This is a genomic window from Streptomyces sp. NPDC058864 (assembly GCF_042742985.1).
Lineage (GTDB): Bacteria > Actinomycetota > Actinomycetes > Streptomycetales > Streptomycetaceae > Actinacidiphila.
Map to the genome: position 1 here is coordinate 37,821 of NZ_JBHYMQ010000006.1, position 14,114 is coordinate 51,934.

12 protein-coding genes are annotated in these 14,114 nt (G+C 73.2%); 6 read left to right on the forward strand and 6 right to left on the reverse strand.

From position 1 onward, the window contains the following. The first annotated feature begins 93 nt into the window (after positions 1-93). The 4 genes from ACFW3D_RS06940 (at position 94) to ACFW3D_RS06955 (ending at position 4,520) form a co-directional block, all read left to right on the forward strand. Positions 94-549 (forward strand): MarR family winged helix-turn-helix transcriptional regulator, encoded by a 456-nt coding sequence (locus tag ACFW3D_RS06940; protein ID WP_500502252.1) that lies wholly within the window; start codon positions 94-96, stop codon positions 547-549. A 77-nt stretch (positions 550-626) separates the two neighbouring features. Further along, positions 627-3,044 carry an MFS transporter gene (locus ACFW3D_RS06945; protein WP_500502255.1) on the forward strand — a complete coding sequence of 806 codons (2,418 nt, stop codon included), beginning with the start codon at positions 627-629 and terminating at the stop codon, positions 3,042-3,044. A gap of 146 nt (positions 3,045-3,190) precedes the next feature. Further along, entirely contained in the window at positions 3,191-4,024 is an 834-nt protein-coding gene (locus ACFW3D_RS06950; RefSeq protein ID WP_500502258.1) for a YceI family protein, read from the forward strand. A gap of 25 nt (positions 4,025-4,049) precedes the next feature. Next, the gene (locus tag ACFW3D_RS06955; protein WP_500502262.1) at positions 4,050-4,520 is read left to right on the forward strand and encodes a PPOX class F420-dependent oxidoreductase; all 471 of its coding nucleotides are present in this window, start codon (positions 4,050-4,052) and stop codon (positions 4,518-4,520) included. A gap of 88 nt (positions 4,521-4,608) precedes the next feature. On the opposite strand, the gene ACFW3D_RS06960 is transcribed toward ACFW3D_RS06955, so the two are convergent. From ACFW3D_RS06960 to ACFW3D_RS06975, 4 genes are read right to left on the reverse strand one after another with little or no spacing between them, the layout of a single operon-like run. Further along, positions 4,609-6,819 carry an ArnT family glycosyltransferase gene (locus ACFW3D_RS06960; RefSeq protein WP_500502264.1) on the reverse strand — a complete coding sequence of 737 codons (2,211 nt, stop codon included), beginning with the start codon at positions 6,817-6,819 and terminating at the stop codon, positions 4,609-4,611. Beyond that, positions 6,816-8,177, reverse strand: a complete 1,362-nt coding sequence (locus ACFW3D_RS06965) for a bifunctional glycosyltransferase family 2/GtrA family protein (RefSeq protein ID WP_500502268.1) — start codon at positions 8,175-8,177, stop codon at positions 6,816-6,818. Before ACFW3D_RS06965 ends, ACFW3D_RS06960 begins: the two co-directional genes overlap by 4 nt. A 26-nt stretch (positions 8,178-8,203) precedes the next feature. Further along, positions 8,204-9,766 carry a sensor histidine kinase gene (locus ACFW3D_RS06970; protein WP_500502270.1) on the reverse strand — a complete coding sequence of 521 codons (1,563 nt, stop codon included), beginning with the start codon at positions 9,764-9,766 and terminating at the stop codon, positions 8,204-8,206. Continuing rightward, complete coding sequence (locus ACFW3D_RS06975) at positions 9,763-10,503, reverse strand: response regulator transcription factor (protein ID WP_500502272.1); 741 nt, start codon at positions 10,501-10,503, stop codon at positions 9,763-9,765. The genes ACFW3D_RS06970 and ACFW3D_RS06975 overlap by 4 nt, the downstream gene beginning before the upstream one ends. Positions 10,504-10,712: 209 nt before the next feature. Here ACFW3D_RS06975 and ACFW3D_RS06980 point away from each other — a divergent pair, with 209 nt between their 5' ends. Together ACFW3D_RS06980 and ACFW3D_RS06985 are read left to right on the forward strand one after the other, a co-directional pair. Then, positions 10,713-11,594 carry an LLM class F420-dependent oxidoreductase gene (locus ACFW3D_RS06980; RefSeq protein ID WP_500502275.1) on the forward strand — a complete coding sequence of 294 codons (882 nt, stop codon included), beginning with the start codon at positions 10,713-10,715 and terminating at the stop codon, positions 11,592-11,594. A 110-nt stretch (positions 11,595-11,704) separates the two neighbouring features. Then, on the forward strand, positions 11,705-12,544 hold the full coding sequence (locus tag ACFW3D_RS06985; RefSeq protein ID WP_500502278.1) for an MEDS domain-containing protein: 840 nt from the start codon (positions 11,705-11,707) through the stop codon (positions 12,542-12,544). Between the two features lie 14 nt (positions 12,545-12,558). Here ACFW3D_RS06985 and ACFW3D_RS06990 read toward each other — a convergent pair whose 3' ends face one another. Beyond that, positions 12,559-12,771: an EF-hand domain-containing protein gene (locus ACFW3D_RS06990; protein WP_500502281.1), complete on the reverse strand. Its 213-nt coding sequence runs from the start codon at positions 12,769-12,771 to the stop codon at positions 12,559-12,561. 574 nt (positions 12,772-13,345) lie between these two features. Further along, on the reverse strand, positions 13,346-13,648 hold the full coding sequence (locus ACFW3D_RS06995; protein ID WP_500502283.1) for a hypothetical protein: 303 nt from the start codon (positions 13,646-13,648) through the stop codon (positions 13,346-13,348). Positions 13,649-14,114 lie beyond the last annotated feature (466 nt).

A 14,114-nucleotide genomic window follows, 5' to 3' on the forward strand; every position in this document is an offset into this window, starting at 1 on the left:
TTTGGAGGTTTTTACCCTAAAGAATTTGCCTGCAGCAACCAACGATCCTAAGGTTGCTTGAGGCAACCAACAAGGGTCGGAAAGCGAGGCGCCATGGCGACGCAGGAGCAGTTCGCGGAACTCGCGAGCCAGCTGCGCGCGATCCCGGTGGTCGCCCGCGAACTCAGCCGGGCCTGCCCACCAGAGTGCCCGCCGTCATCGCTCGGCGTGCTCTCGGTGATCAGCCGCCACGGCGAGATGCGGATGAGCCGGCTGGCCGAGCTGCTGGAGGTCGACATGTCCGTCACCAGCAGACACGTGGCCCACCTCGCCGAGCGCGGCTGGATCGACCGGCTGCCCGACCCGCACGACAAGCGGTCACGGTTGCTTCGCCTGACCCCCGGCGGTGCGGACATGCTGCGCGCCGCCCAGGACCGGGTCGCCGAGGCGCTGGCCCACCACCTGAGGGACTGGCCGGACGAGGACGTCAGTGAGTTCTCCCGGCTGCTGGACCGGCTGCGAACGGACTTCGCGGCCGCCTGCCGCCCCCGTACACATTCCACGACGTGAAGAGGATGACGATGGCAACAACCGCATCACCGGCCGGTGTGCGGGGGACCGATGCCCACGCAGGACACGCGGCCCCCATGTCGCACCGGCAGATCATGGAGGCCCTGACCGGGCTGATCCTCGGCTTGTTCGTGGCGATCCTGTCGTCCACGATCGTCTCCAACGCCCTGCCGAAGATCATCTCCGATCTGCACGGCGGGCAGAGCGCCTACACCTGGGTCGTCACCGCCGCCCTGCTCTCCACCACCGCCACCACCCCGCTGTGGGGCAAGCTCTCCGACCTGTTCAGCAAGAAGCTGCTGGTCCAGCTGGCGCTGGTGATCTACGTGGTGGGCTCGCTGGTCGCGGGCCTGTCGCAGAACGCCGGGATGCTCATCGCCTGCCGCGTCGTCCAGGGCATCGGCGCCGGCGGTCTGACCGCGCTGACCCAGGTCATCATGGCCGCGATGATCTCCCCGCGGGAGCGCGGCCGTTACAGCGGCTACCTCGGCGCGGCCTTCGCCCTCGGCACCGTCGGCGGCCCGCTGCTCGGCGGCGTCATCGTCGACACCGACTGGCTCGGCTGGCGCTGGTGCTTCTACGTCGGCGTGCCCTTCGCAATCATCGCGCTGATCGTGCTGCAGAAGACCCTGCACCTGCCGGTCGTCAAGCGCCGGGTCAAGGTCGACTGGGCGGGCGCCTTCTTCGTCACCGCCGCCGTCAGCCTGCTGCTGGTCTGGGTCACCTTCGCCGGCGACAAGTACGACTGGATCTCCTGGCAGACCTACGCGATGCTCGCGGGCGCCCTGCTGCTCGTCCTGGTCTTCGTCCTGGTCGAGTCCCGCGCGAGCGAGCCGATCATGCCGCTGCGGCTGTTCCGCAACAAGACGATCAGCCTGACCTCGGTCGCCTCGATGTTCGTCGGCACCGGGATGTTCGGCAGCACGGTCTTCCTCAGCCAGTACTTCCAGCTGGCCCGCGGCGAGTCGCCGACGATGTCCGGGGTCATGACCATCCCGCTGATCGCCGGTCTCTTCCTCTCCTCCACCGCCTCCGGTCTGATCATCACCCGCACCGGCCGCTGGAAGGCGTTCCTGGTCTCCGGCGGCGTGCTGCTCACCGGCGGTCTCGCCCTGCTGGGCTCGATGCGGGCCGACACGACGTACTGGCACCTGGCGCTCTTCATGGCGCTGCTGGGCCTCGGCGTCGGCATGATGCTGCAGAACCTGGTGCTGGCCGTGCAGAACCAGGTGGGCGCCGCCGACCTCGGTGCCGCCAGCTCCGTCGTCACCTTCTTCCGCACCCTCGGCGGCGCGATCGGCGTCTCCGCGCTGGGCGCGATACTCGGCAACCGCGTGACGCACTACGTCAAGGACGGCCTGGCCGCCCTGGGCGTGAAGTCCACCGGTCAGTCCGACGGCGCCATCCCGGACCTGGCCACACTGCCGGCGCCGATCCGCCACGTCGTGGAGAGCGCGTACGGCCACGGCGCCGGCGACGTCTTCCTGGTCGCCGCCCCGGTCGCGTTCCTCGCGCTGCTGCTGGTGCTCTTCATCAAGGAAGTGCCGCTGAAGACCGCGAGCGGTCTGCAGCAGGCGGCCGGTGTCTCCGGCCAGACCGAGCAGGCCCCGGTCATACCGGCCCAGGCCTCCGCGGCCGAGACCGTCGCCGAAGCGGCGGCCGAGACCGCGGCCGAGGCGGCCGGCGTGGCCGCGCCGGTGATCCCCCTGCCCGCCGGGGGCACCACGGTCCACGGCCAGGTGCGCAACGCCGACGGCGCGGGCGTCGAGCGGGCCACGCTCACCCTGATCTCGCTCACCGGCCGGCAGCTCGGCCGGGCCTCCACCCGCGCGGACGGCGGCTACGAGCTGATCGCGCCCGGCGCCGGCTCGTACGTGCTCATCGCCGCCGCCGACGGCCACCAGCCGCAGGCCTCCACCGTGCTGGTCGGCGAGGAGCCCGTCCCGTACGACGTGGTCCTGGCCGGCACCAGCGGGCTCACCGGCACGGTGGTGGCCGAGGCGAGCGGCATACCCGTCGCGGGCGCCATGGTCGTGGTGACCGACGTCCGCGGTGAGGTCCTGGCCACCGGCGGCACCGGCACCGACGGCGCCTTCGGCTTCGACGACCTGCCCGCCGGCGACTTCACCCTCGCCGTCAACGCCGCCGGCTACCGCCCGGCCGCACTGCCCGTCGAGGTCGCGGGCAACGGCCCCACCCACGTCGAGGTCCCGCTCCGCCCCGGAGCCCGCCTGCACGGCACCGTCCTCGGCGGCACCGCGCGGACGCCGCTCCCGGAGGCCCGCGTCACGCTGGTCGACGCGGCCGGGAACGTGGTGGCGACCGCCACCACCGGCACCGACGGCGCCTACGCCTTCGGCGACCTGGACGCCGGCGAGTACTCGCTGGTCGCGAGCGGCTACCCGCCGGTGGCAACCCAGGTCACCGTGGGCAACGGCGCCACGGCCGGCCCCGAGGACGGCTTCGACGTCGAGCTGAACCACCCCGAGGGGTGAACGACCGGCCGGTCCGTGCGCCGCGGAGACGCACGGACCGGTGGACGGGGGAGAACGGGTCCGGTCCGGCGGCCGGGGCAGGGGACGGCCAGGGCCGTCCGGACCGGACCCGGCCGGGGGAACGCACCGAAGGGCGAACGAGGTACATGAACACGAGGGCAGGAGCCGGGCTGCGCGGGCGGATCCGGACGAAGGACGGCTGGGCGGTGCCGCACGCCGTGGTCACCGTCACCGACATGACCGGGCAGCAGATCGCGCGGGAGGCGGCGGACGCCGAGGGCGCCGTGCGCAGCGCCGCGCTGGCCCCTGGGGCGTACACCGTGATCGTGACCGCCGTGGGCTACCGTCCGGCCGCCGCGACGGCGCTGGTGACCGCCTCCGGCTCGGCGGACCTGGGGACCCTGCTGCTGGCACGCGCGGGCGGCCTCGAACTGCCGCCGCCCGGGCCGTGGACGATCGACCCGGCGCACTCCGAGGTCGGCGCGGTCGCCCAGCACCTGGGCCTGTCCAGCGTGCACGGCCGCTTCACGACCTTCGCGGGCCGGATCGACGTCGCGGAGCAGCCGCTCGCGTCCTCCGTCGAGGCCGTCATCGACGCCGCGTCGATCGACACCGGCAACGGCACCCGCGACGCGCACCTGCGCTCGGCCGACTTCCTCGACGCCGCGGAGCACCCGGCCGTCACCTACCGCAGCACCTCGATGGTGCCTGCCGCCGGCGACCGCTGGACCGTGCACGGAGAGCTGACGATGCGCGGCATCACCCGCCCCGTCGACCTGGACCTCGCCTACCTGGGCACCGGCCCGGACCCCTGGGGCGGCGTGCGCGCCGCCTTCCGCGCGACGGCCGAACTGCGCCGCGAGGACTTCGCGATGAACTGGAACCAGGTCGTCCGGGCCGGCATCGCCACCATGGGGACGACGCTCAGGGTCACCCTCGACATCCAGGCGGTCCAGGGCACGGCCCTCCCCGCCGTATAGCGGCGGGCCGCATAGGCTGCCGTCCATGGCTGCCAACATCGCGACCAACACCGACGTGCAACTCGACCAGTTGCTGGAATTCGTACGACCGCGCCACCGCGCCCTGCTGCTGACCACCCGCGCCGACGGCCGCCCCCAGGGCTCCCCCGTCACCTGCGGAGTGGACGACGCGGGGCGCCTGGTCGTCTCGACCTACCCCGAGCGGGCCAAGGCCCGCAACGCCCGCCGCGACGCGCGGGCCTCGGTGATCGTCCTGTCGGACGAGTGGGACGGCCCCTGGGTGCAGGTCGACGGCACCGCCGAGGTCATCGACTCGCCCGACTCGGTCGAGCCGCTGGTGGAGTACTACCGCAACATCGCGGGCGAGCACCCGGACTGGGACGAGTACCGCGCCGCCATGCTCAGGCAGGGCAAGTCCCTGGTGCGCGTGACCCCCGAGCGCTGGGGCCCGATCGCCACGGGCGGCTTCCCGGCCCGGCTGGCCCCGAAGGACTAGCGGCCGTCCGGCACCCGGGTCTTCCGGGATGCCGGAAAGGGGCGGCGGCCCGGTGGCCGCCGCCCCTTCCGCGTCCCACGACCTGGGGTCAGCTCGGGTCGGTCAGGTCGTAGACGGTCGTTCCGCCCAGGGTGGTGGAGCCGAAGTTCTCCTCCACCCATGAGCTGATCTGCGAGGAGGTTCCGCTGCCGCCCCGGCCGCCGCCCCCGCCCGTGCCGCCGGAGGCGATGAAGTAGTGGATCCTCCCCGCGGCCACGTACTCCTTGAACCGATCCAGCGTCGGGGACGGGTCGCTGCCGTTGAAGCCGCCGATCGCCATCACCGGTTTGCCGGTGGCCAGCTGGTAACTCGCGGCGTTCTGGGAGCCGACGGCGGCGGCGACCCAGGTGTAGGCGTCGGCGTCCGCCAGCAGCGCGTCCTTGGCGGCGTCGGCGACCTGGGCGCCGCCCAGCAGCCCGCCGAAGCCTCCCGCGGCGCCGCGGCGGTTCTCGCCGCCGGGGAGACCCTGGCCGTCTTGGGCCCGGCCGCCTTGGCCCTGCTGCCCGTCGCCGCCGGGCATGCCGCCGGGGAAGCCGCCCGTGCCGCCGGGGCCGCCGCCGGGGAAGCCCTGCCCGCCCTGGCCCTGGCGTCCGTTGCCGTTCTGCGTGCCGCCGGGGAACCCGCCGCGCATGCCGCCCGGGCCGCCGCCGCGCACGGCCGGGCCGGCGGTCACGATGGAGCCGGTGTGCGCAGTACCGGCGGTCTGCAGCGTGTACGCCAGCGGCCCGCCGAGGACGGCCGCCAGGCCGGCCGCGGCCGCGAGCGGTGCGAGCCGCCGTACCGGCCGGGGCCAGGGCAGCAGCCCGGCCGCCGCGACGATCCCGGTGGCCAGGACCGCGTACCGCACCCAGGGGTACCAGTCGGCGGAACGGCCCAGCAGAACGTACGACCAGACCGCCGTCAGCAAGGCCGTGCCCGCGAGGACGGCCGCGGCCGCGGGGTGCGCACGCCGCTCCCAGAGCAGCACCGCGCCCGTGCCGGTCAGCGCCGCGATGTAGGGCGCCAATGCGATGTTGTAGTACTGGTGGAAGATCCCGGACATGAAACTGAAGGTCAGGAAGGTGAAGACCAGCGCACCGCCCCAGGCCAGGAGGGCCGCGCGGCCGGTGTCCGTGCGCGGCGCACGCCGGGTCAGCCAGAGACCGGCGGCGAGGAGCACGAGGGCCGCGGGCAGCAGCCAGGCGATCTGACCGCCCATGTCCGAGCCGAACAGCCGGCCCCATCCGGTCTCGCCCCACTGCCCGCCGCCGCCCGGGCCGCCGCCCCCGACCGAACCGGTCTCGTCGCCGGTGATCCGGCCGAGGCCGTTGTAGCCGAAGGTCAGCGACAGGAAGCTGTTGTCCTGCGAACCGCCGATGTAGGGGCGGGAGGACGCCGGCCACAGCTCCACGATCGCGACCCACCAGCCGCCCGAGGCGACGGTCACCAGACCGGCCAGGCCGAGCTGGGCGAACCGCCGCTTCACCGTCGCCGGGGCGCAGAACGCGTACACCAGAGCGAGCGGCGGCAGGATCAGCCAGGCCTGCAGCGTCTTGGTGAGGAAGCCGAGGCCGAACGCGACGCCGGCGAGCAGCAGCCACTTCGTACGGGCGTCCTCCAGAGCGCGCAGGACGCAGTACACCGCCGTCACCATCAGCAGGCACAGCAGCGCGTCGGGGTTGTTGAAGCGGAACATCAGCGCCGCGACCGGGGTGACGGCCAGGGCCGCTCCGGCGATCAGAGCGGCGGCCGGGCCGGAGCGGCGGCGCACAGCGGCGTGGAGGACGCCCACCGAGGCGACGCCCATCAGGGCCTCGGGCACCAGGATCGCCCAGGAGTTCAGGCCGAACAGCCGCACGGACAGCGCCATCGGCCACAGCGCGGCCGGGGGTTTGTCGACCGTGATGGAGTTCGCCGCGTCGGACGAACCGAAGAAGAACGCCTTCCAGCTCGCGCTGCCCGCCTGGGCGGCCGCCGAGTAGAAGCTGTTGGCGTAGCCCGAGGCGCTCAGGTCCCACAGGTACACGAAGGCCGTGAGGGCGAGCAGTGTCAGGAAGGCGGGCCGTGCCCAGCGCGGGTCCTGCGGCGCGGGGGGTGCCACCACCCCCGGCGGCGCGGCGTCCGCCGGGACGGGGCTGCGCCCGCTCGTACCGGGCGGTGCTGCGTCCGCCGGGACAGGGGTACGGCTCACGACCGCGGGGGCGTGGGCCGGGGGCGGGGGGAGGGGGCGCGGAGCAGGCACGGCCCGGTCCCGGGCCTCGTCGCTGCGCGACGTGGTCATCGGTCGCTCCTCGGGTCGTGGGCGCCGGGACGCACTGCCGGCGGGGGGACGGCGGCGTCCCGGACGGGGTCGGTGGCGGTTACGGGCCGGCCGGCGGCGCGGTCGGGGAAGACCCAGGCCCGGAAGAGCAGGAAGCGCAGCACGGTCGCGGCGAGGTTGGCCGCGACCAGCACGGCGAGTTCGGTGCCGTGCGCGGGCGTGGCGTCGGCGGTGTGCAGCGCGGCCAGCGATCCGCCGGTGAGCGCCAGGCCGATGCCGAGGACGGCCAGCCCCTGCGCCTGGTGCCGCACGGCCTTGTCCCTGCCGCGCACACCGAAGGTCAGCCGCCGGTTCGCGGCCGTGTTGCCCACCGCGGAGAGGAGCAGGGCCAGGGCGTTGGCCGCCTGGGCACCGGTGAGGGTGCGCAGGAGCGTGTACAGCAGCAGGTACGCGACCGTGCTCAGCCCGCCGACGACGCAGAAGCCGACCAGTTGCCGGGCGAGCCCGGGCGGTACGTCGGCGATGCCGCGGTCGCGCGGATCGTCGCCGAAGGGCCTGCGCAGCCGGTCCAGCGGGAGGGCGCCCGTGGCGAGGGCCCTGCCCACCCGCCACACGCCCTTGAGGTCGTCGGCGGCCGTCCTGACCAGGTCCACGCTCGAGTCGGGGTCGTCGACCCAGTCGACCGGCACCTCGTGGATGCGCAGCCCGGCCCGTTCGGCCAGCACGAGCATCTCGGTGTCGAAGAACCAGCCGGTGTCCTCCACCAGCGGGAGCAGCCGCTCCGCCACGTCCTTGCGGATCGCCTTGAAGCCGCACTGCGCGTCGGAGAAGCGCGCGGCCAGCGAGGTCCGCAGCAGGACGTTGTAGGAGCGGGAGACGAACTCCCGCCCGGCGCCCCGCACGACGCGCGAGCTGCGGGTCAGCCGCGAGCCGATCGCCAGGTCGGAGTGGCCCGAGATCAGCGGGGCCACCAGCGGCAGCAGCGCGTTGAGGTCGGTGGACAGGTCGGCGTCCATGTACGCCAGCACCGGCGCGCCGGAGGCCGACCAGACCGCGTGCAGGGCGCGGCCGCGGCCCTTGCCCTCCAGCCGGAAGGCGGTGACCTCGGGGAGTTCGGCCTCCAGGGCCGTGGCGATCAGCGGGGTGCGGTCGGTGCTGGCGTTGTCGGCGACGGTGATCCGGAACGGGTAGGGGAAGGTGCGCCGGAGGTGCGTGTGGAGCCGGCGAACGCACCCTTCGAGGTCCTTCTCCTCGTTGTGCACGGGGATCACGACGTCGAGCACCGGTTCGGTCTGCGGGACGGCCAGGTGCTCGCGGGCGGGGAGGGCCTCCGGGCCCCGGGCCGGCCGGCCGGTCGGCGGGAGCTGTTGTGTTCGCATGGCCACGACCCTCGGCGGGCGCGCTGTCATGACGTTGTGGCGACGCTGAGCGGCGGCTGTGAGTGCCCGACGGGCAGGTGGACGCGGAAGACGGTGCGGCCGGGCACGCTGTCGATGGACACAGCGCCCCGGTGCGCGGCCACCACGGCCTGGACGATGGCGAGCCCCAGGCCGGTGCTGCCGGCCGTCCGGGAGCGGGAGGCGTCACCACGGGCGAAGCGCTCGAAGACGTGCGGCAGCAGGGCGGGCGGGATGCCGGGACCGTCGTCCTCGACCTCGACCAGCACCTCCCGGCCGCACGGCACGACGCGCGCGACGACGGTGCTGCCCGGTGGGGTGTGGGTGCGGGCGTTGGCGAGCAGGTTGGTCAGCACCTGGTGCAGCCGCTGAGGGTCGCCGTGCACGACGGCGGGTTCGTCCGGGAGGCTCAGCAGCCAGCGGTGGTCGCGGCCGGCCGCGCGGGCGTCACTGACGGCGTCGACGACCAGCGGGGACATGTCCGTCCCGGTGAGGCCGAGCGGCCGCCCGGCGTCCAGCCGGGCGAGCAGCAGCAGATCCTCCACCAGGGTGGTCATCCGGCCCGCCTCCGACTCGATCCGGCCGAGCGCGTGCCGGGTGTCCGGGCCGATCTCCTCCCGGCCGCGCCGGGTCAGCTCGGCGTACCCGCGGATGGAGGCCAGCGGGGTGCGCAGTTCGTGACTGGCGTCGGCGACGAACAGCCGGACCCGGGTCTCGCTCTCCTGCCGCGCGTGCAGGGCGCTGCCGACGTGGTCGAGCATGCGGTTGAGGGCGGCTCCGACCTGGCCGACCTCGGTGCGCGGGTCGGTGTCGGCGTCCGGCACCCGTTCGTGGAGGGCGACCTCGCCGCGGTGGAGGGTGAGTTCGGAGACCCGGGTGGCGGTGGCCGCGACCCGGCGCAGCGGGTGCAGGCTGAGCCGGATCACCACGAAGCCGGCCATCGCGGCGGCGGCCAGGCCCGCGGCGGTGACGCAGACCTCGACGACCACGAGGGTGCCGATGGTGTCCCGCACGGTCTTCGTCGGCAGTCCCACCAGGAACCGTCCGCCGGTGCCGTCGGTCACCGACTGGACGCGGAAGCCCCCGGCCCCCGGGACGTCGAGCGTGTGCGGCAGCCCGTCCAGGGGGACCGCGGCGAACGCCCTGCGCTGCGCGGCGGTGAGCGGCCGGGCCCCCAGCCGTTCCTGCGAGGTGCTGCTGGGCTGCACGCTGAGGCCGGCGACGGTCACCGCGCCGGTCGCGTCGAGCCGGGCGCCCACCGTTCCGGGGGCGGTGCCGGGCCCGGTGATGAAACGCAGGGGGTCGTCGCCGGAGCCGCCGGTCACCGCCCCGGTGGTCCCGGTGGTCCCCGGGGCCACCGGCGGCCCACCCGGTCGGAGGACGCCGTGGCCGAGGTCCGTCCGGGCCCGGTCGGCGACCGCCGCGACCTGCTTGTCCAGCTGTGTGAAGAGGAAGGACTGCAGGGCGAGCGTGGTGACCGTACCGATGACCGCGCACACGACCGCGATGAGCACGACCGAGGAGACCACCAGCCGGGTCCGCAGGGAGGGGCGCCGGCGGGCCGGGCTCACGCCGCTTCGCCGGGCTTGATCAGGTAGCCGGCGCCGCGCCGGGTGTGGATCATCGGGGTGCGGCCCGCGTCGATCTTCTTGCGCAGGTAGGAGATGTAGAGCTCGACGACGTTGGCCTGGCCTCCGAAGTCGTAGGACCAGACCCGGTCCAGGATCTGCGCCTTGCTCAGCACCCGGCGCGGATTGCGCATCAGGTACCGCAGCAGTTCGAACTCGGTGGCCGTGAGGTGGATGCCCTGTCCCCCGCGGCTGACCTCGTGGCTGTCCTCGTTGAGCACGAGGTCGCCCACGACCAGCAGGGAGTCCTGGCGGACGGCGGCAGCCCCGGCCCGGCGCAGCAGGCCGCGCAGCCGGGCCACGACCTCCTCCAGGCTGAACGGCTTGGTGACGTAGTCGTCGCCGCCCGCGGTCAGCCCCGCGATGCGGTCCTCGACGGCGTCCTTGGCGGTGAGGAACAGCACCGGCACGTCCGGCAGTTCACGGCGCAGCCGGGCCAGGACCTCCAGCCCGTCCATGTCGGGCAGCATGACGTCGAGGACCACGGCGTCCGGCCGCAGCTCGCGCGCGGTGCGCAGCGCGTCGGAGCCGGTGCCTTCGGTGCGGACGTCCCAGCCCTCGTAGCGCAGGGCCATGGAGAGCAGGTCGGCGAGGGCGTTCTCGTCGTCCACGACGAGAACCCGGACGGGGGAGCCGTCCGGACGTGTGAGGTCGGCGGCGGCGGAGGGAGACGCGGTCATGCCCGCATCCTGTGAGCGGCCGCTGAGAACACCCTTTCCGCCGTCTGTGAATTCCCTGAGAATCGCCTGTCGCGGGGCCGGTCGCGAGGCCGGCCCGGCAGCCTGACGCGCCGCCGGGCGGGGAATGCGCCGGCCGCGGACGGCGCTTTGCTACGAAGGACGCGGACCCCAGTCGGACTTCACACGGACTTCGTGGCGGGAGAAGACCCATGAGCGACAGCCAGACACCGGCGATCGGACGCTACGGCCTGTGGAACGCCGGGCTGCGCGACCCGGACCCGGCCCGCGCGGCCGAACTCGCCGAGACCGCGGCCGAGCTGGAGGAGCTGGGGTACGGGGCCCTGTGGCTCGGCGGCAGCAGCGGCGTCGAGCACGCGGCCCCCCTGATCGCGGCCACCTCCTCGATCACCGTCGCGACCGGCATCCTCAGCATCTGGCAGTACGGGGCCGGGGACACCGCCGCCCGCCAGGCCGCGCTGGAGGCCGCCCACCCCGGACGCTTCCTGCTGGGCCTGGGCGTCAGCCACGCCCGCCTCGCCGAGCAGTACAAGCGCCCCTACGCCGCGATGACCCGCTACCTCGACGAACTCGACGCCGCGGGAGCACCGGCCGGCTCCCGCGTGCTCGCCGCGCTCGGCCCGAGGATGCTGGAGCTCTCCCGCGACCGCTCGGCGGGCGCCCATCCGTACCTGGTCACCGTCGAGCACACCGCGCAGGCGCGCGCCACGCTGGGCGAAGGGCCCCTGCTGGCCCCCGAGTTCACGGTCGTCCTGGAGACCGATCCGACCCGGGCCCGCGAGACCGCCCGGGAGATGCTGGCGTTCTACCTGACGCTCCCCAACTACACCGGCAACTGGCTGCGGCTGGGCTTCGGCGAGGACGACCTCACCGACGGCGGCAGCGACCGCCTGGTCGACGCGCTCTTCGGCTGGGGTGACGAGGAGCGGGTCCGGCAGCGGATCGACGCCTTCCTCGACGCGGGCGCCGACCACGTCGCCGTCCAGGTACTGGCCTCGGGCGAGGACCGGTCCGGACTGCCGCGCGAGCAGTGGCGCCGACTGGCCGCGGCGCTCAAGCCGACCGGTCACTGAAGGTCGGCGCGGAGGCAATCGGGGACAGCCCGCCGAACAGGAACGGAACGCTCCGCTCAAAGGCGTTCAGCGCCCGGCCCCGCCACGGGGCCGGGCGTATGTTCGGCCGCATGGACAGCGGCACCACGACCCGCACCGTCCCGGTCGACCGCATGGCGTCCGGTGACCACGCCTGCCTCGGTTTCCAGGACGAGGAAGACCGCTGGGAGATCCGCGCCGCCTTCACCTCGATCGGCCTGGCCCGCGGCGAACGCGTTCTGCTCTCCGCCGACCCCGGCACGTCCCCGGCGGAGGCCGTCACCCGCCTCACCGCCCACGGGGTCCGCGCCGCCGGCGCGCTGCGGCACCGGGCGCTCGTCATCACCCCCGAGATCCCCGGCTACGACGCAGCCGAGGCCTGGACCGCGCTGACGAACACCGCCCACCGCCAGGGCTTCTCCGGTCTGCGCGTCGCCGGCGACATGTCCTGGGCACTGGGTCCCGGCCTCGACCGCGAGCGCCTGCTGGGCCACGAGACCGCGATGACCCCGGTCCTCGCGGGCCTCGGCCTCACCGCCATCTGCGAGTACGACCAGCGGCGCTTCGCCGCCTCGCTCCTCGACCGGGTCCGGGCCGCCCACCCGGTCTGCGTACGCCCGCGCCACGGATCACTGCGCGCGGAACGCTCCGGCGGAACCCTCACCCTCCGCGGCGACGCGGACCTCGCCACGCGCAACGACTTCGAACTGGCCGTCCGTCACGCCTTCGCGGCGCCCGCCGGCCCGCCGTCCCGGGTCGACCTCACCCGGCTGTCCTTCATCGACGCCCGCTGCGCATCCGTCCTGATCCGCCACGCGGCGTCCCTCGGCCCCGCCGACCGCGTCACCCTGCGCTGCCCGCGACTTCACGCGCGCACCCTGCGGCTCTGCGGCGCGACCGAGGTCCCCCAGCTCCTCCTCGAGGAGACCTGACCCCCGGCCCGGCGTCAGACCTGCTGGGCCGCCCAGAACTCGTCCCACGAGATCTTGCCGTCGCCGTTGGCGTCGACGGCCTTGATGACGCTCTGCGCCACGGTCTCGGTCACGTTGAAGTCCCCGAGCTGTGCCATCACGCTCTTGTACTCGCTCGCCGTGATGAGCCCGTCCCCGTCGACATCGAATCGCGTGAACGCCTTCTTGGCCGCCTCGATGTCCGCCATCGTGACCACCCCTCCTTGTGTGAACCCGGTCCTGACTGCGCACACCCTAGCCGCCGCGACGACGCCCCGACGCGAGAGGCCCCCGGGTCGTCCCGGGGCCCTCCCGCCTCCTCACCTCAAAGCCGTTGGCGTCCATCACCGCCGCCACGTCTTCGACACTCATCCCATATCGAAGCGGCCCGACGCTCTCATGCGGCACGAGCGTCAACTACGCGCGGTCAGCGTCGTCCACGACGGGCCAGACATCCATGCATCTCTCCACGACCTGTCCCGCCCCTAAGTGACAACAAGGGCGGCCGCCGCCCTCTGCAGCAACACCAAGCTCCGCCGCATCGGAATGCACGATCTCCGCCACATGCGCGTCACTGAGGCCAGAAGGCCCCCAGGATGATCCTGGGGGCCTTCTGGCCTGCTACGCACTCGGCAGGATTCGAACCTGCAACCGCCTCAGAACGCGGTGGCGACTCTCCACTCGTAAGCCACTGTCGCCGCAGGTCTGCGCACGTTGATGTCAGGCCCCGCCGTTCCGGGCCCCCGAACTGCCCGCGAAAAGTGCGGTCCTGAGAGCTCCCCGCTAGTACTCGAAGTGAACCTGCGAGCCACCCACGTTCGTGCTCTGGATGTTCGGACCAGCGCCGGATCCCTGGGGGCCCACACTGAGGCAGACCTCGTAAGTGACACCCCGACTCAAATCGGCACGAATCTCCCATTCAAGCCACTGCTTCTTGCCGGCGCTCGCCGGGTAGGCGCCCATGCCATGCCACCCCTTCGCACTCGGGCCATCCGGGTAGACGACCTGCTTGCTGGCGCTGTCCTCCAGCCAAAGGAAGACGTCCACGAGGGCAGTGCTCGATGTCGCGCGCCACTCAGCAATCATGTACGCGCGATCACCGTCCACCCTCCAACATGGACGGGCCTCAACATTAGGCACGCTGGTCGCCGCCCACGCGCGGCAGCCATCTGCCGGATTCTTTGCGAACGGAGCCGAAGCGGGGCTGCTTTGAACCGCACGGTCCGGCTTGGGTGAGGGAGGAACCTTGGTGGCTGCAGCAGCGCTCGGTGCACTCGACAATGGTGTGGTGGAAGGCGTGGGCGTATGTGACGCTACGGGCGTTTTCGGTCCTGTGGAACGCAGGACATCCGCCTTGTTCGAAGCATCGGTGGATGACGTGTCCTTCAGCCAAAGCCAGGCCCCGCCCCCTCCGAGCAGGAGCGCCAAGACAACGGCCGTCGCGGCTAGAGCCCACGTCAGGTTGAGCCCAGAAGCCTTTTGCGGGGCGGAAGCGGGGGGAGGAACAGGCGGCGGCACCGCCGATCCGTGGTAGTGATACTCATAAATATTC

Excerpts from the sequence above, each read along its gene's own strand:
- ACFW3D_RS06940 (WP_500502252.1), top strand. The coding sequence starts at position 94 with ATGGCGACGCAGGAGCAGTTCGCGGAACTCGCGAGCCAGCTGCGCGCG.
- ACFW3D_RS06945 (WP_500502255.1), top strand. The coding sequence starts at position 627 with ATGTCGCACCGGCAGATCATGGAGGCCCTGACCGGGCTGATCCTCGGC.
- ACFW3D_RS06950 (WP_500502258.1), top strand. The coding sequence starts at position 3,191 with ATGAACACGAGGGCAGGAGCCGGGCTGCGCGGGCGGATCCGGACGAAG.
- ACFW3D_RS06955 (WP_500502262.1), top strand. The coding sequence starts at position 4,050 with ATGGCTGCCAACATCGCGACCAACACCGACGTGCAACTCGACCAGTTG.
- ACFW3D_RS06960 (WP_500502264.1), bottom strand. The coding sequence starts at position 6,819 with ATGACCACGTCGCGCAGCGACGAGGCCCGGGACCGGGCCGTGCCTGCT.
- ACFW3D_RS06965 (WP_500502268.1), bottom strand. The coding sequence starts at position 8,177 with ATGCGAACACAACAGCTCCCGCCGACCGGCCGGCCGGCCCGGGGCCCG.
- ACFW3D_RS06975 (WP_500502272.1), bottom strand. The coding sequence starts at position 10,503 with ATGACCGCGTCTCCCTCCGCCGCCGCCGACCTCACACGTCCGGACGGC.
- ACFW3D_RS06980 (WP_500502275.1), top strand. The coding sequence starts at position 10,713 with ATGAGCGACAGCCAGACACCGGCGATCGGACGCTACGGCCTGTGGAAC.
- ACFW3D_RS06985 (WP_500502278.1), top strand. The coding sequence starts at position 11,705 with ATGGACAGCGGCACCACGACCCGCACCGTCCCGGTCGACCGCATGGCG.
- ACFW3D_RS06990 (WP_500502281.1), bottom strand. The coding sequence starts at position 12,771 with ATGGCGGACATCGAGGCGGCCAAGAAGGCGTTCACGCGATTCGATGTC.
- ACFW3D_RS06995 (WP_500502283.1), bottom strand. The coding sequence starts at position 13,648 with ATGATTGCTGAGTGGCGCGCGACATCGAGCACTGCCCTCGTGGACGTC.